We start from the raw sequence: 21,382 nt of genomic DNA, 5'->3' as shown, positions 1-21,382 counted from the left end.
TTACGTTTAGTTAGCTATACAAAGCCAAAAGCTCGGTTACCTTGCTGCGCTGCAATATATTACTGCTGATTGTGCGTCTTGCGGTCACGACGTGCAGCACCGCAGAGGCATACCAGTCACGGGTCAATTCAGTATCGTGGTTCGATATTAATACCGGCACACGCTGCTCCAAGGAAAGTTGCTCGGCCATTCGGGCGAGGTTTTTCTGGTCAGTCATGCTAAAGCTGTTGGTGTGGTAAGCGGTAAAGTTCGCCGTAGCCGAAAGCGGCACATACGGCGGGTCGCAATACACCACAGAACCCTTTTCAGCTTTCAACAGAGTTTGCTGGTAATGTTCACACACAAACTGTGCATTCTGTGCTTTTTCAGAGAACCAATGCAATTCGTCCTCAGGAAAATAAGGTTTTTTATAGCGCCCAAAAGGCACATTAAACGATCCACTGAGGTTGTAGCGACAAAGTCCATTGTAACAATGGCGATTAAGGTATAAAAAAAGCAGCGAACGACGGTAACTGTCAGTGCTGGCATTGAACTCTGCCCTGAGCTGATAGTACCGTTCGGACTGATTAAACTCTGGAGTAAAAAGCTCTCTTGCGTCACGAATGAACTCTACATGACGCAATTTTACGATGTTGTACAACGCAATCAAATCGTTGTTAATGTCGGCCAGAATATAGGCTTCATAATCAGTGTTAAGAAACACAGATCCCGCACCAACAAAAGGCTCAATCAAGCAATCTCCCGCTGGCAGATAACGTTTGATGTCATCAACCAGCGGATATTTACCACCAGCCCATTTTAAAAAAGCGCGGTTCTTCTTCATGCCGTCAGTTAGCTACTTATACAATTCACAGCCGCGGATTGTACCCTGTTTTAGACAGCACATCGCGTACAGATCAGATTCATTTTTTAAGGTCTTGCTGTACTTGATGTACAGGTTTAACCCACGGTTTTTTCGCTTGAACGTCGGCAGGTAAACTGGCTATCGCGCGTTTTGCTTCGGCAGAAGACGCATAGTTACCGCTGACTAATACAAACCAGGGTTTGCCATCGCGTGCGGTCTGATAGACGGTGTAGTTTTTAAGACCCTGCTGACGAGCAAAAGTATTCAAAGAGTTGGCCTGCGACGCACCGCTAAGCTGCAGGGTAAAATGACTACCTGGTGCAGACTTAAGCGCGGTAGCGCTACCCGACTCGACGCTCGTTCTTGCGGGAGCAGCAGCATGATGCTCTGCTTCTCTTTTTACTTCAGGCTTACGCACAGGCTCTGCGGCCTTGGTTACCGGTTTTTTGGCTGGCGTAGCATGTTCGATACGACGTTCGCTGCGGTGTTCAACGGCGGTGGTTTTTTCCGTCGCGCGGTGTGCAGGACGCGGCGTCACGGTAGCCTGTGCGCGGCCTTTAAGGCTGCTGTTGATAGTAGCCGGTGCCGTCGGTAACGAGGTTAGAGACTGATTACCCGCATTGATGCCGTCCTGAGCGGCGGCGTTAACCTGCCCCTGCTGCTGAGAAAGCGCATCGTTAATATCACCTGGCAGGTCTACGCGCTCTTTCTGACCATTATCGGCCTGAGGCTGAGCCTGCGTCGGGGTAGAAGAAATAGGAGGAAGACCGATGCTTTTCGGCTGCGATGATGCATTGGCATCAGTCTGGCCGCCAGACGCAGAGGCCTGAGCATTAGAAGCCTGGACCGGCGCGGCGGTCGTACCGCCCGCAGTTGACGCATCACTGCTCGAACCAGAAAGATTAATATCTTTCGGTCCGTTAGAAGGTGCAGCAGCGTTATTTTGTGCCGGAGATTTCAGCGCAGAGCCGATCCCCAGAATCAACAGCAGCAGCACAATAATGCCAATACCAATCATTAAATACTGACGGGATACCGCAAGCTTTGGTGCAGGCGAAGACGGTTTACGCGAGCGCTGTGGGCGGCGGTCGCTGGTATCTGGCTTAAGATCGTCTTCCGGTGTTAAATCGTCCATCTAAAATCCTCCAACCCGTCTGAATTTCAAGGCACCCGGCAATCTTCAATCGAGGCCAACACCATGTCATGAGGTACGCCTTTGCGCACTTCAGATTGCCCCACTGCCGTTGGCAGAACCAGGCGCAACTCACCGGCCAATACTTTTTTATCGCGCATCATGTGCGGCAGATAAGACTCGGCAGTCATCTCCTGCGGGCCGCTAACAGGCAAGCCTGCCCGCACCAGCAAAGACTTGACGCGCTCGATGTCCTGCAGGCTGAACTGACCAAGACGATGCGCGGTATAACAGGCCATAACCATGCCGGCCGCAATGGCTTCACCGTGCAGCCAGTTGCCATAGCCCATTGCAGCTTCAATAGCATGACCGTAGGTGTGGCCCAAATTGAGCAAGGCACGCATGCCGTGTTCATGCTCATCGGCGGCCACAACCTCGGCTTTTAGCTCGCAGCAACGACGAATGCAGTAAGAAAGCGCGGTGATATCCAGCGCTAACAGTGCATCAATGTTGTTCTCGAGCCAAACGAAGAAATCGGCATCTAGAATAATGCCGTATTTGATAACCTCTGCCAGACCAGATGAAAGTTCACGCGCTGGCAGAGTACGCAGGCAGTCGACATCGACCACGACCGAGGCAGGTTGATAAAATGCCCCAATCATGTTCTTGCCTAGCGGATGGTTGACGGCAGTTTTGCCCCCAACGGAAGAATCAACCTGAGAAAGCAGCGTAGTAGGCACTTGTATAAAGCGCACACCACGTTGATAGCTGGCCGCAGCAAAGCCGGTCAAATCACCCACAACACCGCCGCCAAGCGCGATGAGTGTGGTATCACGACCATGAGGTTTTTCCAGCAGCGCCGAAAAAACTTCATTAAGAACAGACAGGGATTTGTACTGTTCGCCATCAGGCAGAATCACCTGATCAACACGAACGCCTGCCTGCTCCAGCACTGAACGAACTTTGTTCAGATAGAGAGGTGCCAATGTCTGGTTTGTAACCAGCATGACTTGATCACCCGCCTTTACAGGCATAAAAGAAGCCGGATCGTTAAACAATCCGGCGGCAATCGTAATGGGATAACTACGTTCCCCTAACGTTACAGTAATCCTCTCCATGTCGTGCTCAATGACCTTCTTAACTTACACCCTCAGGCTGTGGTGGAATACCAGAATTAATTGCTTTCAATCATGTTAATGATTTGATTAGCAACAACTTTGGCGCTTTGGTCGTCAGTACGGATTGTTACGTCCGCTATCTCTTCGTACAGCGGGTTGCGCTCTGCCGCAAGTGCTTCAAGCACTTCACGTGGCGGAGAACTCACCTGCAACAAAGGACGTTTCTTGTCACGTTGAGTACGTGCCAGCTGTTTTTCAATTGTAGTTTCTAAATATACGACGACGCCGCGGGCTGACAAGCGGTTACGCGTTTCACGTGATTTCACGGATCCGCCACCAGTTGCCAGAACGATGCCTTGTTTTTCGGTGAGCTCGTTGATCACTTTCTCTTCGCGGTCGCGGAATCCTTCCTCACCTTCCAAATCAAATACCCAGCCCACATCAGCTCCGGTACGTCGCTCAATTTCGTGATCGGAGTCAAAAAACTCCATATTGAGTTGTTGAGCTAACTGTCGACCAATAGTGCTTTTGCCGGCACCCATAGGCCCAACCAGAAAGATATTGCGTTTCTCTGCCATGTTTTTCGGTATTACTAAGACAATTCGTTGATGATAACCCGCCCCGCCAATCAAATCAGCGGCGGGACCTAAACTGAAACCTCATGAGCGATAGTGCGAGATCAGATAAAAATTATCTCAACACTCCTGGTAGTTTGGCAACCGAATAAACTACATGTAACTACTTAGCGCTCCGCAGGAGGGAAACCATACGTTTTTATCGGCGCGCTGGCATTAAAAAAATCTCGGTGCTCAATTCGGTAACCCTTGTAAGCTAAATCTGCCGCAGCGTCAAACTCAGAAGCCTTTCAAGACACAAAAAGTTGCATAAGCTCAACGTTATTGTGTGGTTTCAGTCAGACAGTATACCCAAACTTTTGCTGCTTATTGGCTGTTGATTAACGTTGGGGTGATAAAAATCACTAATTCGCGACGTTGGTCATGCATAGATTGTTGTTTAAACAGTCCACCTATCAAGGGAATATTGCCTAAACCTGGCACTTTATTCTCTGTGTTTATACCCTGTTGCTGAAAAATACCGCCCAATACCAATGTCTCACCGTCTTTCACCGTGACTTGTGTTTTAATTTCCTGCTTATCAATCGACAGCGCCTCCCCCTCAGCCTGCTTTATTTTACGCCCTGGCATGTTCTGGCTAATTTGCAGCGCCAGAGTGATAGCGCCATTGGGTAAAATCTTGGGCGTGACCTCCATGCCCAGCACCGCCTCCTTGAATTCGATAGACGTACTGCCGCTGGCCCCGCTCGATACCTGATACGGTATTTCAGTGCCCTGCTTGATGCTCGCGGTTTGCATGTTAGCGGTCATCAGGCGCGGGCTGGCGATGATTTCAACCTGGTCCAGCTGCTCCAAAGCGCTCAGTTCAAGCGTCAGCAACCTTTCCCCGATGCGTGCCAGCGTAAAACCGGCGCTGAGAATCGGGTTTTCTACCGCCTGCCCAATGCTCACGTCCCCCACCAGCGACGATTTCACCGCCTCTGACGGACGATTTATCCCCCAACGCACGCCCAGCTCGCGCAGACTGTCGCTGTTCATCGTCACAATGTGCGCCGCGAGCTGTACCTGCTGAATAGGCAAGTCCATCGCTTCGACCCAAGCCCGCGCATTCTTCAGCTCCGTCAGCGCATCACGGATCAACAGTTGATTGGTGCGCACATCGGCGCTGACGACCGCCCGCAGTGAGAGAAGCGTGCCCTTTTGAGCATTTAACTGCGCGGCCACTGCCGTAACGTCGGCGTGCTTTAGCGCCAACGTTGTGCTTACCAGGGGACGCGCCATCTTTTGGCGTTCCGCCAACTCTACTTTTTTTTGCCGCTGCTGATGCAGTTCCGCTTCGGGAAAGATCATCAACACGTTACCCTGTCGCTGGCTGGTCAGCTTGCCCATACGCATCACCACGTCCATCGCCTGCTGCCAGGGAATCGCCTTTAATCGTAGGCTCAACCTGCCCTCAACACCCTGCCCAATAATTAAATTCACCTGTTGATGGTCGGCCAGCGCCTGCAAGATCACGTTTATCGGTGCATCGAAAAATTCAAGATTTATGGGCAACTGAGGCTTTTTATCCGCAACCTTCACTGACTTGGGCAGCTCTACGGCGCGAGCATAGGCAATGCCCGTTCCTGCCAGCATCAGGCTGACAAGCCATAATGCTTGCCCAATATTGTTATTCTTTTCATTGATGTTCATAGAATTACCTTGCATGACGGATTGAGCGCTTCAAGACTCCGCCAGAGTAAATGTGTGCCGCTGCAACCCACATTGCGGGTCGTCGAGGCTGATAAGCACCTGTTTGCGGGTCACCGCGTCAATACGCCATTTTCCGTCCGCCAATGTTTGTCCCGGCACGGCTTTAAACCATGTTCCCGCAGAAAGCATTAACCATCCGGTGTAATTGTTTGACTCCCCCAAAGTCCCTTTGAGCTGCGCCAAATCCTGCCAGCGGTTCTCCTGCTGGCAGGCGCTGAGCTGTTGGCGAGAGAAAGGGTCCCGGCCGGAGGCAGTAGAAAAAATCGTGGCCGCCCACGCCTGCGCTATCTGCCCGCGGTAGTCCGCCAGCAGTAGCGTCACGTCAAGCAACGGCGAAGCGCCCTGCGGTTTACTCGTCACACTTTGTGTCATGCGCAACTGTTCAATCACCACGGGTGTGAGGGTGTGGCCGAGTAACTGCTGCAAGAATTGCAGCAGTTCGGCATAGCGCATTTGCAGGATAAAAGTTCCGCGCTGGCGCAGCTCCTTCACCGATGAGGCCTCTTGTGTTGCCGGTAGCCAATGCAGCAGCCTGCCACCCGCCGCGTTGAGTGGCGCAAGAATACGCTGCGGCAGCGGCTGCGTTGCCGAGTCGATTTGAACGATTTTAAGCCGTTCAGCTTGCAGTGCAGCGCGTGAGGGTAGGCGTAATAACGTGCGCTGCTGCACTGCGATCATCTGCCGTTGCTGTTGAACCTGTTCCTGTCGTGCATCGGCCAACTGCAGCAGGCCGGTCAGCGCAAACTGGTAGCCCGCAGATATAAAAAGAAGCAGCGCCGTTGCTACGCCCAGCGCAATGTGCCAATCCGGACGCTGCAAAAGTTGCATTAGGTGTTGGCGAAATTCCGTTCGCATGATGATCCGTCCCCTATGGCTTTTCTGCGACGTGCAGTGCAGCATCGAGTGAAAAATAGAGATTTTCGTCAGCCAGCTGCTTCACCTCGCGCAGTTGGACCTTGGGCAAGACCGCGGCGAGTTGTAATGCTTTACTGAGCGTCAGTATCTGGTTGTAGTCCTGGCTTTTCCCCTCCAGCTTGAGCACGGCCGCGCTTTGACTCATCTGCTTTATCCAGGCGCCCGTGGGCACTGCCTTGGCTAAATGCTGCAGCAACTGCACATACTGCACGCTGTGCTCAAATCGCTGCTCGCTTTGCCTGTTCAACGATGCAGCCTGCTGATAGTCGGCTTTCAACACATTGATCTGTTCTAGCCGAGTTTTCAGCGCGAGACGATAGTCGCTTAATCTGCCGATATCGATTTCATGCTGGCGAATCTGCCACTGGGCTCGGCCGCCCAACAGCAGCAACAGCAATATTTCTGCTGCCACAGCAGTAAGAATGACGGTGAGCCAAAAACGATAACGTTTATCAAGCCGCCTCTCGCGCCATGCCAGCAGGTTGACACGCAGCGTCATTGGTCGGCCGGACGAACGGCCAAACCGGCGGCGAGGGCAAAAGCGGAGGTTTGCAACGGCAGCGGAGGTGACATTTGTGCAAAGGCGACAAAAGGTGACCAAGCTAACGCGCCTTTGGGTGGAGGGTCGTCGAAAATGCTGCTGTAATAGACGTTGCCGTCGCAAAGTTTACCCGCCCGATACTGTTTGGCGAGCGCTTCGGGTAAGTCGTCCGGATTCGGCACTTCGTCGTCATCCAGCAGGCCAAACTGAAAAGGTAGCCCGTGGGGAGAGGCCCAAAGCCACTCTTTACTCAGACGATGCACTAATAAAGAATCGGCAGGAATTCCTGCAGCACAGGCACCAGACTGCAACGCGCAGGGCGTTAACTCAATGATCTGAGGAAAAAGTCCGGCCTGTGCCAAACAGTGCTGCCAGTGGGTCAGCTCCTCCTGACGGGCAGCGGTAACAATCAGCTGCTGGCTGTCGCAGAAGTCTGCCCGATAATCCATTACCAGCGACTCCACCGCCAGCGGCAGCTGTTTCGCCGCACTGGTGCGAATGAAAGCACTACGGTGTGGCTCCCGTAGTCTATTATCTGGGGCGGGAAGGCGAACCTGAATAATTCGCTGTGCGGGGAGACATATCCGTAAGGAAATGGTTACGGGTAAACAGATTCGCCAGCGTGATAATATGGCGATTAATTGCTCAGTCTCATGTAATATTCCCTGCCGCATGACCTCCTGCGGCAATGGCTGCTGCCACCAATGGCGCAGCTGCCAGCCGTTACGCCGTCGCTGAACGGCGATAGCTCTGGCGTAACCGTTTTGAATATCCAGGCCCACTTGCCATGCAAAGTGTCGCATTTTATTCAACCTCCGTGTTGTTAAAGGGTTAACCCACTCCACTCTGGATGGGTATATCTATGTGGCAGGCTTGCTTTTATACTCTGCCTTCGACTACCGTACTGCGCGCGCGGCTGTTTATAAACTGCCCAAATGTCATTAAATGGGAAATATCAGGTGAAGTTCGTAAAGTATTTATTGATCCTTGTAGTGTGTTGCATTGTGTTGGGAGCCGCCTCGGTATATGGGCTTTACAAATATATCGAACCGCAGCTGCCGGACGTCGCGACGTTAAAAGACGTTCGCTTGCAAACGCCTATGCAGGTTTACAGCGCCGACGGCGAATTAGTCGCCCAATACGGTGAAAAGCGTCGTATTCCTTTAAAGCTGAACCAGATCCCACCGGAGATGGTGCACGCATTTATTGCGACAGAAGACAGCCGCTTTTATGAGCATCACGGTATCGATCCGGTCGGTATTTTCCGTGCGGCTTCGGTTGCCCTGCTTTCAGGCCGTGCCACTCAGGGTGCAAGTACCATCACTCAGCAGCTGGCCAGAAACTTCTTCCTCAGCCCAGAACGCACGCTGACGCGAAAAATCAAAGAAGCCTTTTTGGCTATCCGCATCGAACAGATGATGACCAAAGATGAGATCCTTGAGCTTTATCTCAACAAGATTTATCTGGGTTATCGCGCCTATGGCGTCGGTGCCGCCGCACAGGTCTATTTCGGTAAAAATGTCGACCAGCTGAGCCTTAGCGAAATGGCGGTGATCGCCGGTTTGCCGAAGGCGCCTTCGACCTTTAACCCGCTTTATTCTCACGACCGCGCGCTGTCACGCCGCAACGTGGTGCTGTCGCGTATGCTTGATGAGAAATACATCACTCAGGCGCAGTACGATGAGGCTCGTCAGGCGCCGCTGGTTTCAAACTATCATCCGCCAGAAATTGCCTTCTCAGCGCCTTACCTTACCGAGATGGTGCGTCAGGAGATGGTTAAACGTTACGGCGATAACGCCTACAACGACGGCTACAAGGTTTACACCACCATTACGCGTAAAACCCAGCTGGCCGCACAGGACGCGCTGCGTAACAACGTGATGGCCTACGATATGCGTCACGGCTACCGTGGCCCGTCGAACCAGCTATGGAAAGTCGGTGAAACGCCTTGGGACCAGAAAAAAATTGTTAACTCACTGAAAATGCTCCCTGTTTACGGCCCGTTGTTCCCGGCTGTCGTCACACAGATTGACGGCGCTCAGGCAACAGCGACGATGGCTAACGGCGACAGCATCACCCTGCCGTTCAGCGGAATGTCGTGGGCTCGCGCCTTCCGTTCCGACACCAGCCAGGGACCCAACCCTAAAAAAGTGGCCGATGTGGTTCAGGCAGGTCAACAAATCTGGGTGCGCAAAGTGGGCAACGACTGGTGGCTGGGACAGGTTCCTGACGTCAACTCGGCCATTGTTTCACTCAACAACGTGACCGGTGCCGTTGAAGCACTGGTCGGCGGTTTTGACTTCAATCAGAGCAAATTTAACCGCGCTACTCAGGCACTGCGTCAGGTCGGTTCGAATATCAAACCCTTCCTGTATACCGCAGCTCTGGACAAAGGGCTGACGCTGGCGACAATACTCAACGACGTGCCAATCACCCGTTGGGATGCCGGTGCAGGCACCGAATGGCGTCCTAAGAACTCCCCTGCTTCCTACGACGGCCCGATTCGTTTACGTCAGGGTCTGGGTCAGTCTAAAAACGTAGTGATGGTGCGCGCCATGCGCGCAATGGGCGTAGATTATGCGGCGGATTATTTGGAACGCTTCGGCTTCCCACCTGCAAACATCGTGCATTCAGAATCACTGGCGTTAGGCTCGGCTTCATTTACACCGATGCAGATGGTGCGTGGCTATGCCGCGCTGACCAACGGCGGTTATCTGGTAGACCCTTATTTCATCGCAAAAATTGTTGATCAATCAGGCAACACCGTGTTTGAAGCCAAACCGCGTATCGCCTGTGAAACCTGCGATATTCCGGTGATTTACGGCAACTCGCAAAAAACTGCCGTGCTGTCTGACGATAACGTCGAAAACGTCGCCGTCTCTGACGAGTCTAAAAATGCGACCGTTCCCCAACCGGTGCTTGAGCAGGTAACGCCAGCCCAAGTGCAGAGCGACAGTGCGCAAGAGTACGCGCCGCACGTGATTAGCACTCAGCTTTCGTTCCTGATCCACGATGCGCTAAACAGCAACATCTTTGGCGAACCAGGCTGGATGGGCACCGCGTGGCGTGCAGGACGCGACCTTAAGCGTCACGACATCGGCGGTAAAACGGGTACCACCAACAGCTCGAAAGACGCTTGGTTCTCGGGTTACGGTCCTGGCGTGGTGACCTCGGTTTATATCGGTTTTGACGATCATCGTCGCGATTTAGGCCGCACCACAGCATCGGGTGAAATAGACGACCAGCTATCTGGTTATGAAGGCGGCGCGAAAAGTGCTCAGCCAGCGTGGGATGACTACATGAAGACTATTCTGGAAGGCGTTCCCGAGCAGATGCTCAGCCCGCCTCCTGGCATTGTCACCGTGAACATCGACAAACGCAGCGGAAAACTGGCCGATGGTTCTGGCAATAGCCGTCCTGAATACTTTATTGATGGCACCCAGCCGACCGAACATGCGGTCCACGACGTCGGCACCACCATCATGGACAACGGCCAGTCTAAAGAGCTGTTCTAATGCCGTCACGCGGCCGTTAGAAGGATAACGCGGCCGCGTGGGTATACCGATAAAAAAAGCCGGACTGAGTGATTTCAGTCCGGCTTTTTCAATTCTGTTGTCCGCTTCGTTTTCGGGGTTACACAGTCTGACCCTTCAAAAAGTCGCGCGCTAAAAACAGGGCACTGACGTTTCTGGCTTCGTTGAAATCTGGCTGCTGAAGCAGTTCCATCATGCGCGCAATCGGCCAACGCGTCTGAGGCAATGGCTCTGGCTCATCGCCTTCCAGACTCTTGGGATAGAGACTTTTAGCGATAACGATGTTCATGCGGCTGGAAAAATAGGACGGCGCCATGGTCAGCTTCGCCAACACTTCAAAATGCTGCGCACCATAGCCCACTTCCTCCATCAGCTCGCGATTGGCCGCCTCCAGCACACTTTCGCCTGGGTCAATCAACCCCTTTGGGAACCCCAGTTCATAGCTTTCGATGCCTACCGCATATTCATGAATTAACAGCAGATCGTCGCCAATGATCGGCACGATCAGCACAGCTTCGCGATCTGAAGGACGCATTCGTTCATACACGCGCTCAACGCCATTGCTGAACGTCAGATCAACCGTCTCGATAGTAAACAAACGAGAGCGGGCTACAGTTTCTACTTTCAGGATCTTAGGTTTTTGCAGGTGCTTATCCATATAGTCCCCAATTTTATTATCCCCTTACGCAGCAAACCTTTACTCTGTCCAACGGCTTTTGCGTCTAATTTAGCCATTGTGCGTTATTGGCGGCCTGCACCGCAATAAGTGATTTAAACCCCTCGTTTAATGTATTCCCCCGCCATACTCGCGTTTTCAGGCAATATCAAATTCAAGCAACAGAAAAAATAGGATTATACCGATACCCACCTGGGGTATAAGATTGTTATGATTTATGGTGGTATGTTCTATTTTGTTCATGCTCGCAGTAGGTTGATTACAATAAAAAAACTTTTTCCAGAAAAAAGATTCGTTCGAATAATATTGAATTAAACACCTCTTTTTATTTTGTTTAAATTTTTCAAACAGATGACTCACACGCAGGAGTCAGAACGGGGATAGGATGAGCACAGTGGTCGAGACGCTGATTTTATTGTGTGCAGTTATTGTCATCGCAGGCCTGTGCCTGGGATTCATAATGCGGCGACGCCGGTTGGCCTCTCCCAGTATGAATTTTTCAAAACCCAATCAGCGCAAGCTTTCCCAGCAAGAGCGCGATGCGGTGGAAAGGTATTTCCGTCAGAATGATCCGCTGAGTCACCCCCCCATGACTCACCGCAGCAACTTGATCCTGCAACGCGACAAGCTGGCTTTAAGCGCCAAGAGTGAAAGCGTTTATGCCGTAACCCACGCCATTACCCGCTATGGTCTTGCCAGTGATGACCCCAATAAGTGGCGCTATTTCCTCGAAACCACCGAAATCCATCTGCCTTTGTTCTGGGAGCAGTACATTGCCCAAGAAAATCACGTTGAATTAATCAAAACGCAAACTATTCCGTTGGTGATTTCACTCAATGGCCACACGCTGGTTGACCATATTTACGACCGTGCGTCAGCGGCCTCGGCGGTTATCACCACTGCACCGCAAAATGCCTCGATTCGTCCGGAAGAAAACGACAACGTCGAGCTGCTCAGCGTGCGTCATGAAACCAAAGAAGAGCATCAGCTCACGCAGTCCAGCGGCGTACGAGAGTCGGTGGCGCTGTCGACAGCCATGCTGCTGCTGTTCATTACGCTGATAGGGCCGGCGGCTATTTTGCCTTGGATGATGGCCATTATCGTGCTGCTGGTCGCCTGGGTAGGATGGCGAATTATTTCCGAAGCCCTGGGTCGACATCGTAAAGAGATCCACTGCCTGCGCGGCATGCCTAAACGCTGGGGACTGTTCGGAGAGACCAAACAGGGCGACATCAGCAATATCTCGCTCGGCGTAGTTGACCTGGTTTACCCTGCCCACTGGCAAGGTTTTATCAGCAGTGAATTAGGTCAGAAGACCAATATCGACGTTTATCTCAATAGCCAAGTGGTGCGTCAGGGCCGCTATTTGTCGCTGCATGACGAGGTGAAAAATTTTCCATTGCAGCGCTGGGGCAAAAATTTGGTCATCACTTGCAGCTCGATGATTATTTTAATCGCCATGCTGGCCTATGTGCCCCTCAGCCTGCCGCTGAAGCTCAGCTTCGCCTGGCTGCAGGGCGCACAAAGTACACAGGTTAACAGCGTTGCCGCACTTGAGAAAACGCCGCTGCGAGTAGGCGATACGCTTAAAGTTCAGGGCGCGGGCATGTGCTATGTGCCGCCGCGCCTTAACGCCAATAGCAGCTCGCCGTTTATGCCATTTGACTGCTCATCAGTTTACTGGAACGAAGCTGCACCACTGCCAATGCCGGAGTCCGCAACGATTGACGCCGCCGATGACCTGATTGCGACCGTGCACAATCAGCTTCATCCCGGCAGTGCGGGGAACGAGCAAAATATTAACCCGCAGTTGGCCACAGCGATTGAAAAATCCGGCATGATTTTGGTCGATGACTTCTCGGATATCGTACTGAAAACTGAAGCACTGTGTAGCAACAGTGAAGACTGCGTGCGGTTGAAGAATGCGCTGGTCAATTTGGGCAACGCCGACAACTGGGGCACGCTGGTAAAACGTGCAAAATCCGGGCAGCTCAAAGGCATGAACGTACTTCTGCGACCGGTTAGCGCGGAATCGCTAAGCGAACTGGTTAACAGCGCCACCACGGCATTTTATTCGCACGAAACTCTGCGCGCCGCTGCGGCACTGAATAGTCCGCCGCCGGGGGGCTTCCTGATAAGCAATGATGAAGGAAAGTTGTTAGTTAGTGAGGCTAAACCGCCGGTGTCGCTTTTGGCTTATAATCCACTCGAACAGTGGAAGCAGTTGCAGAGCCTTTCGTCGATGCTGCTGCACACCCCCTTCTCGGCACAGGGTGTGATAACCAACATTAGCATCGATGCAAACGGCACGCGGCATGTTTCCCTGCACAGCGAGCCGGATATCTCGACCCTGTGGCGCTACCTGGGTACGACTATCCTGCTGATTGTAGTGACCGCATCGCTGCTGGTTAACGCCTTTTTGCTGATAAAACGCCGCCTCAACGACAAGCGCCGTCTCGAAAGGATCCAGGCTTATTACAGCAACTGCTTTAACCCGACGTTAATTAACCCAACGCCGCACACGCTCGGCTGATTGCGTAAAATATTGCGTCAGGCGAGCCGCAAAATAATGAGTATAATTTTATGAGCCTCGACCTCGACTGGAAAAATATCGATACCGTACTGCTGGATATGGACGGTACCCTGCTGGACTTGGCGTTCGACAGTCGCTTTTGGTTGGAGCAGGTTCCGCTGGCACTCAGTGAGAAACAGCAAATCCCGATGGATGAGGCCCGGCAATATATCCATCGTGAATATCTTGCCGTACAGCACACCATGAACTGGTACTGTTTCGACTATTGGAGTAAAAAGCTGGACCTGGATATCTATCAGATGACCACCGATAATGGCAGTAACGCCAAGCTGCGCGAAGACACTACGCCTTTTTTGCAGCAGTTACGCCAAAGCGGACGCCGAACTATTTTGCTGACCAATGCACATCCACATAGCCTGGCGGTGAAAGTTAAACACACAGGTTTAGACCAACACCTTGATTTATTACTTTCCACCCACACATTTGGTTATCCGAAAGAAGATCAGCGTCTTTGGGCGGCCGTTCAGCAGCAAACGGGTTTTGCTCCTGAAAGGACGCTGTTTGTCGATGACGGTGAGCCTATTCTTGATGCGGCGAAAACCTATGGGATCCGCTACTGTCTCGGGATAGAAAACCCTGACTCAACCACTTCGGCGAAGTCATTTAAGGGTCATCCGTCAATCAGTGACTACCGCAGCCTGTTGCCTTTGGGCTAACCGGCGCGAAATCACCGATTGTACCCTGCCCGACACGGGAGGAATCATGAAGGCTAAAGCACAACAGCAGGACGACAATGCCGTTCGTCTCGACAAATGGCTCTGGGCCGCGCGTTTTTATAAAACCCGCGCTCTGGCACGCGAGATGATTGAAGGCGGTAAGGTTCATTACAACGGCCAGCGTGGCAAACCCAGTAAGCTGGTCGAGCTTAACGCCGAGATAAAACTGCGTCAGGGAAATGACGAGAAAATCGTCGTCATACTGGCCGTTACCGACCAGCGACGCAGTGCAGAACAGGCTCAGATGCTTTATCAGGAAACAGAAACCAGCGTGGCAAATCGAGAGAAAATTTCTCAGGCCCGCAAGATGAACTCCCTGACAATGCCACATCCCGATCGGCGGCCGGATAAAAAAGAACGGCGCAGCCTGATAAAATTTAAATATAGCGATCCTGAATAATACCCGAGGCCGTGAGCGTCGAAAGGTTCAGGTCGAAGAGAAGAGAGATTTTTATGGACCAGTTACACCGTTATTTATTCACCCACCACGCCGTGCGCGGCGAACTGGTTTCACTGAGTGAGACCTTTCAGCAAATCGTAGCGGGTCATGATTACCCGGCCGAGGTGCAAAACCTGCTGGGCGAGATGCTGGTTGCGACCAGCCTGCTGACGGCAACGTTGAAGTTTGACGGCGACATTACTGTACAACTCCAGGGAGACGGCCCGCTTAAACTGGCGGTGATTAACGGCAACAATCTCCAGGAAATGCGCGGTGTGGCCCGTCTGCAGGGCGACATTGCCGCCGACAGCACCTTAAAACAGATGATTGGCAACGGCTACATGGTTATCACCATTGCACCGAGTGAAGGCGAGCGTTATCAGGGTGTGGTTGGCCTTGAAGGCGAAACCTTGGCCGAGTGTCTTGAGGACTACTTCATGCGCTCAGAACAGCTGCCAACGCGTATTTTCATCCGCACCGGCGAGTCTGAAGGTAAAGCGGCGGCAGGCGGCATGCTGCTGCAAGTTCTCCCCGCTCAGGAAACCGATGCTGAAGAGTTCAGCCATCTTGCTCAGTTGACCACCACTATCAAGGCGGAAGAGCTGTTCAGCCTGCCAGCCAACGAGGTGCTGTATCGTCTCTATCATCAGGAAGAGGTTACGCTGTACGAACCGCAGGACGTGAGCTTCAAATGTACCTGCTCGCGCCAGCGTTGTGCTGACGCTTTGCTGACGCTTCCGGATGCAGAAGTGTTGGAAATGCTTGAAGAAGACGAGAAGATTGATATGCACTGCGATTACTGCGGCAACCACTATGTTTTCGACGCGATGGATTTAGTGGCAATTCGCGCGGGTGCAAACAGCAGTAATGACAGCATTCACTGATTAATCTCCGCACAAATCTCCAGCAAAGGAGCAGGTAGTTAGCTGCTCCTGTTGCACTCGCCCGTGCTCTACTTCTCAAATCTACCAAAAATGTCACACCAGCTTCAATTATTTGGTTCCTGGCGTGTAAAACGACTATTGTTCTCCCTACAATATCGCACAGACAGACGATGTGCATAAAGGAGCAGGGATATGTCTACTACCTCATTTTCAGCCGACGAGTTGGCCCAGTATGGGATCTCGCAGGCGAGTGAAGTTATTTATAATCCGAGTTATGACGTGCTGTATCAGGAGGAGCTAGCTCCTGGTCTTGAAGGATTTGAACGCGGTCAGTTGACCGAACTTGGCGCTATCAACGTTGACACCGGCATTTTTACTGGCCGCTCGCCGAAAGATAAATACATTGTCCGTGATGAAACCACGCGCGATACCCTTTGGTGGGCCGATCAGGGCAAAGGTAAAAACGACAATAAACCGCTGAGTCAGGAAACCTGGCAGGTGCTGAAAAAGTTAGTTGGCGGCCAGCTTTCAGGCAAACGTTTGTTTGTAGTCGATACCTTCTGCGGTACCAATGAAAACTCACGCCTGAAAGTACGTTTCGTGACCGAGGTTGCCTGGCAGGCACACTTCGTCAAAAACATGTTCATTCGTCCTACCGATGAAGAGCTGGTCGATTTCAAGCCGGACTTCGTGGTACTTAATGGTGCCAAGTGCAGCAACCCGGACTGGCAAGAACAGGGCCTAAACTCTGAAAACTTCATCGCGTTTAACCTGACCGAAGGCGTACAGCTGATTGGCGGCACCTGGTACGGCGGCGAAATGAAGAAGGGCATGTTTGCGGTGATGAACTATTTGCTGCCGTTAAAAGGCATTGCTTCAATGCATTGCTCGGCTAACGTCGGCGAAAAAGGCGATGTTGCCGTATTCTTCGGCCTTTCCGGAACGGGTAAAACCACCCTGTCGACTGATCCTAAACGTAAGCTTATCGGCGACGACGAGCACGGCTGGGACGATGAAGGCGTGTTCAACTATGAGGGTGGCTGCTATGCAAAAACCATCAATCTGAGCAAAGAAGCCGAGCCTGATATTTTTGCCGCCATCAAACGTGATGCGTTGCTGGAAAACGTGACCGTGGACGCTCAGGGTACTATCGATTTCAACGACGGTTCTAGAACCGAAAATACCCGCGTGACGTACCCTATTTATCACATCGATAATATTGTCAAACCGATTTCAAAAGCGGGCCACGCCACCAAGGTTATCTTCCTGACGGCCGATGCCTACGGTGTGTTGCCGCCGGTATCATGCCTTAATGACGAGCAGACGCAGTACTACTTCCTGTCCGGCTTTACCGCAAAACTGGCGGGAACCGAGCGCGGCGTCACCGAACCAACGCCAACCTTCTCATCCTGTTTTGGCGCAGCCTTCCTCACGCTGCACCCGACACAGTACGCAGAAGTGCTAGAAAAACGCATGAAAGCTTCGGGCGCGAAGGCTTATCTGGTCAACACCGGCTGGAACGGCACGGGTAAAAGGATTTCGCTGAAAAACACTCGTGCGATTATCGATTCAATCCTTAATGGCGACATTGATAATCAACCGACGACTCAACTGCCGCTCTTCAATCTGGCGGTACCGCAGTCGTTACCGGGCGTTGATGCCAACATTCTAGACCCGCGCAATACCTACGAGAGTGCCGAACAGTGGCAGAACAAGGCTCAGGACCTGGCAACGCTATTTGTTGAGAACTTCAGTAAATATACCGATACCGCGGCGGGTGCTGCACTGGTCAGTGCCGGGCCTAAGTTGTAATGGCGACGCTGACGATCCGTAACCTCGACGACGAAGTTAAAGACTTGCTGCGACTTTCGGCGGCCAAAAACGGGCACTCTATGGAAGAAGAGGCTCGGGTCATTCTTCGCCACGCATTACAGGGCAGCCAGCCGAGCTACGGTTTAGGCAGTCGCTTGCAGCAGCGCTTCTCTCACAGCGGTGGCGTTGAGTTGACGGTTCCTCAGCGGAGTAAGCCGGTGGGTCACAGAGACAGCGAAGGATGATTGTTCTCGACACACCGGTATTAGTGGAAATACTGCGGCCAAAACCGCACAAGTATTTGCTGGAATGGCTGGACGCGCAGGACGCGCAGCAGCTGTTCCTTACCGCTATTTCAATCGCAGAAATCTTTGCCGGCCTGGAGTCGCTGACCGATGAGCAAAAGAAGGCGCAGGTTTCCACGCTGTTGCTTGAGATGTTAAATCAGGACTTTGCAGGACGACTGATGGCATTTGACGCCCAAAGTGCGCTTATCTATGCACAGCTTTATGGCCGTAATTCAACGTTTGCGCACCCTTTGAACACCACAGAACTACAGACCGCCGCCCTTTGCCAGCAGCATCACGCCCGCCTGGCAACCTCCGAAATTCTCCGTTTTGAACAGACTGGCATTGCCCTGCTGGATCCTTGGGAAAACCAAGGCAGCCCGCGCTGGCGCGAAGAAGCCGCCGAGTATTTTATAATGAGTCGGAAATCTTAAGGCCCGAGCGAATGCGGGCCTTAAGGCGATCTGGGCCGCCGCTCAGTGGGCGCAGCGCATGCTCTTGAACTCGAATTCGAACAAAATTCCGGCAACTAAAGCCCTAATGACAATTTAAAAAACACATCGCCATCAAGACTCAACCGTTACCGCCACCGGCGCTTTCACCGCGTGTGGCAAATACGCCCTAAACCGCAACCCGCCGCGCGGGCTCTTGCCGAGATCGAGCTGTCCGGCGTGCGCATCAATAATACGCTGCACAATCGCCAAACCCAGTCCAGTGCCGCTAATGGTGCGGGCGCTGTCGCCGCGAACAAATGGCTGGAACAGGTGGGCAAGCTGGTCTGGCTCAATGCCTGGGCCGTCGTCCTCAACCTGGAACCAACTACGATTCAGTTCGTGACCGCTGCTGACTTTAATCCAGCCATTGCCGTAGCGGGCAGCATTCACCACCATATTCACCGCAGCGCGTTTGATAGACAGCGGATGAACGTTGACCAATACTTCCCCTTCTACCAAGTCAGTCTCAATTTCACGCTCGTAGCCACTTTCTGCCGCCACTACTTCGCCTAAAATAGAATTGAGATCGCAAATTTCAGTCTGCATCTCCTGCCCGGTGCGCAGATAATCAATAAACTGCTCAATAATCGCGTTACTTTCTTCGATATCTTTATTAATCGACTCGGCAAGATAAGCGTCTTCAACGCTCATCATTTCAGTCGCGAGGCGAATTCGGGTCAGCGGCGTACGCAAATCGTGGCTGACGCCCGCCATCAATAGAGTTCTGTCGTCGGCAAGCTGCTTCACGCCGGAGGCCATCTGATTAAAGGCACGGGTAACCGAGCGCACCTCGGAGGCTCCGTATTCACGTAAAGGCGGAGGAATAATCCCCTTACCCACCTGCAGCGCGGCGTGCTCCAGTTCAACCAAGGGTCGGTTCTGAATGCGGATAAATAGCCAGGCACCGCCGATAGCCAGTAGCATAATCGCCAGCGTATAGCGGAACAGCGGCGAGAAATCGCCCTGATGAATTTCGGTCAACGGCACTCGCACCCAGATGTCAGGCGACAACCAGGTTTTGAGCCATACGACCGGCGTATTTTTATTCACTTCAACGCGAACGTCGGTAGGACCGCCAAGCTGCTGAGCCATTTGTTGGCTCAGAAACTCGTAGTGCTGCGCCCAGCGTAAACCACTCTCTTCGGCAGCAGAGTTGGTATACAGCGAGATGCCCAGCTCTCGGTATATTTCCCGGCGAAACGCCGGCGGCACTTCCAGCAGTGTGCCATCCTCAAGCTGCAGTTTGTCGGTCATCAGCATACGAACTTCGTAAGCCAACACTTTATTGAACTGCTGCAAACTTGGCAGAATGGCGAAGTTCAGCACAACTAGATAGGTCGTCACCAGGCTGACAAACAGCAGGGTGACGATTAACAGCAAAGTACGGGCAAATGAGCTACGCGGTGAAAAGCGTATTTTTCTCATGCCTTAGTGCCGTCCGGAACGAAGACGTAGCCCAGGCCCCAAACGGTCTGGATATAACGCGGATGCGCCGGATCTTCTTCAACCATGCGGCGAAGACGTGAAATTTGTACGTCGATAGAACGTTCCATCGCGCTGTATTCGCGACCGCGCGCCAGGTTCATCAACTTGTCACGAGAAAGAGGCTCGCGAGGATGGCTAACCAGCGCTTTCAACACCGCGAACTCGCCGCTGGTTAAAGGCATAGGCTCATCTTCACGGAACATTTCACGCGTACCGAGATTCAGTTTGAATTTACCAAACGAAATCACCGCCTCTTCCTGCGAAGGCGCACCCGGTAGCTCATTAGCCTGACGACGCAGCACAGCGCGGATACGCGCCAGCAGCTCACGCGGGTTAAACGGTTTTGGAATGTAGTCATCGGCACCGATTTCCAGGCCAACGATACGGTCAACTTCTTCACCCTTCGCCGTAACCATAATGATCGGCATCGGGTTACTTTGACTGCGCAGGCGGCGGCAGATAGACAGGCCATCTTCGCCCGGCAGCATCAGGTCAAGCACCATTAGATGGAAGGATTCACGGGTCAGTAAACGATCCATTTGTTCAGCGTTGGCAACGCTACGAACCTGGAAGCCTTGCTCGGTCAAATAGCGTTCTAAAAGGGCGCGCAGGCGCATGTCGTCATCAACTACCAGAATCTTGTGATTCTCTTGCATTTTCTTACTCCCAAAGGCGCTTATACCCGAAGTCTCTATTGTTAAAAAAGCCGAGGTGAACCAACAGCTTTTAATGGTATATATTCTAGTCGAAATTGTAACAATGCTTATGGTTTGCCCAATTTATCAATAATTTTTAGTTAATTCACGCGATCTCGCAGCAAAACGTGCGCCCATTTAGGGGCTGTTCATATCTTTATGCTTTTTACACTTTTCTGCGAGCGTCTTTCCGAGCCTGCAAAATCCACATAATCGGGGGTTTCCCTGAAGTTCTCGGCTGGGTTATTCTGCCCTTATGCACCAACTTAACTCATAAAAAAAGAAGCCGATGAAAACCAAGCTGATAACGCGTGAAGGCTACCTCAAATTGAAACAGGAGCTCGACTTTCTTTGGCGCGAAGAGCGTCCTGAGGTCACAAAAAAAGTCACTTGGGCCGCCAGCCTAGGCGACAGAAGCGAAAATGCCGATTATCAGTACAATAAAAAGCGTCTGCGCGAAATTGACCGCAGGGTGAGATATCTCACCAAATGCATGGAGCAACTGCGCATCGTCGACTATTCACCGCAGCAGGATGGCAAGGTATTTTTTGGTGCCTGGGTGGAGATTGAAAATGACGACGGTGAGACTAAGCGTTTTCGCATCGTGGGCTATGACGAAATTTTCGGTCGTAAAGATTACATCTCTATCGATTCGCCGATGGCCCGCGCACTGCTGAAAAAAGAGGTCGGAGACAGTGCGGTCGTCAACACCCCGGTGGGCGACGCCGTATGGTACGTCAACGAAATCGACTATCACCAAACCCCCTAACCTTCCAAGTGTCTCAAAACGCCACTCAACGGGGCCGGATAGCTGGCAATTTTTGCGTTCAAAACGTATAACTGTCCCCTGTTTTCACGTCACCCATTAACGATAAAAACTGATACTCAACT

The 21,382-nt window shown here is 52.2% G+C and carries 20 protein-coding genes; 9 read left to right on the top strand and 11 right to left on the bottom strand.

All coding sequences use genetic code 11. From position 1 onward, the window contains the following. Nucleotides 1-10 precede the first annotated feature (10 nt). The 8 genes from dam to pilM form a co-directional block, all read right to left on the bottom strand. Nucleotides 11-823: an adenine-specific DNA-methyltransferase gene (gene dam / locus BS639_RS07245; RefSeq protein WP_055776128.1), complete on the bottom strand. Its 813-nt coding sequence runs from the start codon at nt 821-823 to the stop codon at nt 11-13. A 79-nt stretch (nt 824-902) separates the two neighbouring features. After that, entirely contained in the window at nt 903-1,979 is a 1,077-nt protein-coding gene (locus BS639_RS07240; RefSeq protein WP_084982690.1) for an SPOR domain-containing protein, read from the bottom strand. Between the two features lie 26 nt (nt 1,980-2,005). Further along, nucleotides 2,006-3,094 carry a 3-dehydroquinate synthase gene (aroB, locus tag BS639_RS07235; protein WP_084982689.1) on the bottom strand — a complete coding sequence of 363 codons (1,089 nt, stop codon included), beginning with the start codon at nt 3,092-3,094 and terminating at the stop codon, nt 2,006-2,008. A gap of 56 nt (nt 3,095-3,150) precedes the next feature. Next, entirely contained in the window at nt 3,151-3,672 is a 522-nt protein-coding gene (gene aroK, locus BS639_RS07230) for a shikimate kinase AroK (protein ID WP_055776120.1), read from the bottom strand. Between the two features lie 363 nt (nt 3,673-4,035). Then, nucleotides 4,036-5,361 (bottom strand): DNA uptake porin HofQ, encoded by a 1,326-nt coding sequence (gene hofQ, locus BS639_RS07225; protein ID WP_233427629.1) that lies wholly within the window; start codon nt 5,359-5,361, stop codon nt 4,036-4,038. A gap of 30 nt (nt 5,362-5,391) precedes the next feature. Beyond that, nucleotides 5,392-6,276, bottom strand: coding sequence for a hypothetical protein (locus BS639_RS07220; RefSeq protein ID WP_139804057.1), 885 nt, complete (start codon nt 6,274-6,276; stop codon nt 5,392-5,394). A 13-nt stretch (nt 6,277-6,289) separates the two neighbouring features. After that, nucleotides 6,290-6,835, bottom strand: coding sequence for a PilN domain-containing protein (locus BS639_RS07215; RefSeq protein WP_055776115.1), 546 nt, complete (start codon nt 6,833-6,835; stop codon nt 6,290-6,292). Beyond that, nucleotides 6,832-7,680, bottom strand: coding sequence for a pilus assembly protein PilM (gene pilM, locus BS639_RS07210; RefSeq protein ID WP_084982688.1), 849 nt, complete (start codon nt 7,678-7,680; stop codon nt 6,832-6,834). The genes BS639_RS07215 and pilM overlap by 4 nt, the downstream gene beginning before the upstream one ends. Before the next feature lie 156 nt (nt 7,681-7,836). On the opposite strand from pilM, the gene mrcA reads away from it, so the two are divergent. Next, nucleotides 7,837-10,392 carry a peptidoglycan glycosyltransferase/peptidoglycan DD-transpeptidase MrcA gene (gene mrcA / locus BS639_RS07205; RefSeq protein ID WP_055776109.1) on the top strand — a complete coding sequence of 852 codons (2,556 nt, stop codon included), beginning with the start codon at nt 7,837-7,839 and terminating at the stop codon, nt 10,390-10,392. A 118-nt stretch (nt 10,393-10,510) separates the two neighbouring features. Here the strand turns inward: mrcA and nudE are convergent, their stop codons facing one another. Continuing rightward, the gene (nudE, locus tag BS639_RS07200) at nt 10,511-11,068 is read right to left on the bottom strand and encodes an ADP compounds hydrolase NudE (RefSeq protein ID WP_055776106.1); all 558 of its coding nucleotides are present in this window, start codon (nt 11,066-11,068) and stop codon (nt 10,511-10,513) included. 403 nt (nt 11,069-11,471) lie between these two features. Here nudE and BS639_RS07195 point away from each other — a divergent pair, with 403 nt between their 5' ends. The 7 genes from BS639_RS07195 (at nt 11,472) to BS639_RS07165 (ending at nt 18,251) form a co-directional block, all read left to right on the top strand. Next, nucleotides 11,472-13,619: an intracellular growth attenuator family protein gene (locus BS639_RS07195; RefSeq protein ID WP_084982687.1), complete on the top strand. Its 2,148-nt coding sequence runs from the start codon at nt 11,472-11,474 to the stop codon at nt 13,617-13,619. 50 nt (nt 13,620-13,669) lie between these two features. Beyond that, nucleotides 13,670-14,335: a GMP/IMP nucleotidase gene (gene yrfG / locus BS639_RS07190; RefSeq protein ID WP_055776100.1), complete on the top strand. Its 666-nt coding sequence runs from the start codon at nt 13,670-13,672 to the stop codon at nt 14,333-14,335. A 46-nt stretch (nt 14,336-14,381) separates the two neighbouring features. Further along, nucleotides 14,382-14,795, top strand: a complete 414-nt coding sequence (gene hslR / locus BS639_RS07185) for a ribosome-associated heat shock protein Hsp15 (protein WP_084982686.1) — start codon at nt 14,382-14,384, stop codon at nt 14,793-14,795. Nucleotides 14,796-14,848: 53 nt separating this feature from the next. Beyond that, nucleotides 14,849-15,718, top strand: coding sequence for an Hsp33 family molecular chaperone HslO (gene hslO / locus BS639_RS07180; RefSeq protein ID WP_055776096.1), 870 nt, complete (start codon nt 14,849-14,851; stop codon nt 15,716-15,718). Between the two features lie 192 nt (nt 15,719-15,910). Next, nucleotides 15,911-17,530: a phosphoenolpyruvate carboxykinase (ATP) gene (gene pckA / locus BS639_RS07175; RefSeq protein ID WP_084982685.1), complete on the top strand. Its 1,620-nt coding sequence runs from the start codon at nt 15,911-15,913 to the stop codon at nt 17,528-17,530. After that, nucleotides 17,530-17,775 (top strand): FitA-like ribbon-helix-helix domain-containing protein, encoded by a 246-nt coding sequence (locus BS639_RS07170; protein WP_084982684.1) that lies wholly within the window; start codon nt 17,530-17,532, stop codon nt 17,773-17,775. Before pckA ends, BS639_RS07170 begins: the two co-directional genes overlap by 1 nt. Further along, entirely contained in the window at nt 17,772-18,251 is a 480-nt protein-coding gene (locus BS639_RS07165) for a PIN domain-containing protein (RefSeq protein WP_055776087.1), read from the top strand. Before BS639_RS07170 ends, BS639_RS07165 begins: the two co-directional genes overlap by 4 nt. 132 nt (nt 18,252-18,383) lie before the next feature. Here the strand turns inward: BS639_RS07165 and envZ are convergent, their stop codons facing one another. Together envZ and ompR are read right to left on the bottom strand one after the other, a co-directional pair. Continuing rightward, nucleotides 18,384-19,736, bottom strand: coding sequence for a two-component system sensor histidine kinase EnvZ (gene envZ / locus BS639_RS07160; RefSeq protein WP_055776084.1), 1,353 nt, complete (start codon nt 19,734-19,736; stop codon nt 18,384-18,386). Beyond that, nucleotides 19,733-20,452 (bottom strand): osmolarity response regulator transcription factor OmpR, encoded by a 720-nt coding sequence (ompR, locus tag BS639_RS07155; RefSeq protein WP_055776081.1) that lies wholly within the window; start codon nt 20,450-20,452, stop codon nt 19,733-19,735. Before ompR ends, envZ begins: the two co-directional genes overlap by 4 nt. A gap of 328 nt (nt 20,453-20,780) precedes the next feature. Here ompR and greB point away from each other — a divergent pair, with 328 nt between their 5' ends. After that, complete coding sequence (gene greB, locus BS639_RS07150; RefSeq protein ID WP_084982683.1) at nt 20,781-21,260, top strand: transcription elongation factor GreB; 480 nt, start codon at nt 20,781-20,783, stop codon at nt 21,258-21,260. Nucleotides 21,261-21,382 lie beyond the last annotated feature (122 nt).

The sequence above is a fragment of the Rouxiella silvae genome, assembly GCF_002093625.1.
GTDB classification, from domain to species: domain Bacteria; phylum Pseudomonadota; class Gammaproteobacteria; order Enterobacterales; family Enterobacteriaceae; genus Rouxiella; species Rouxiella silvae.
This window is presented reverse-complemented; position numbering and strand designations above follow the sequence as displayed.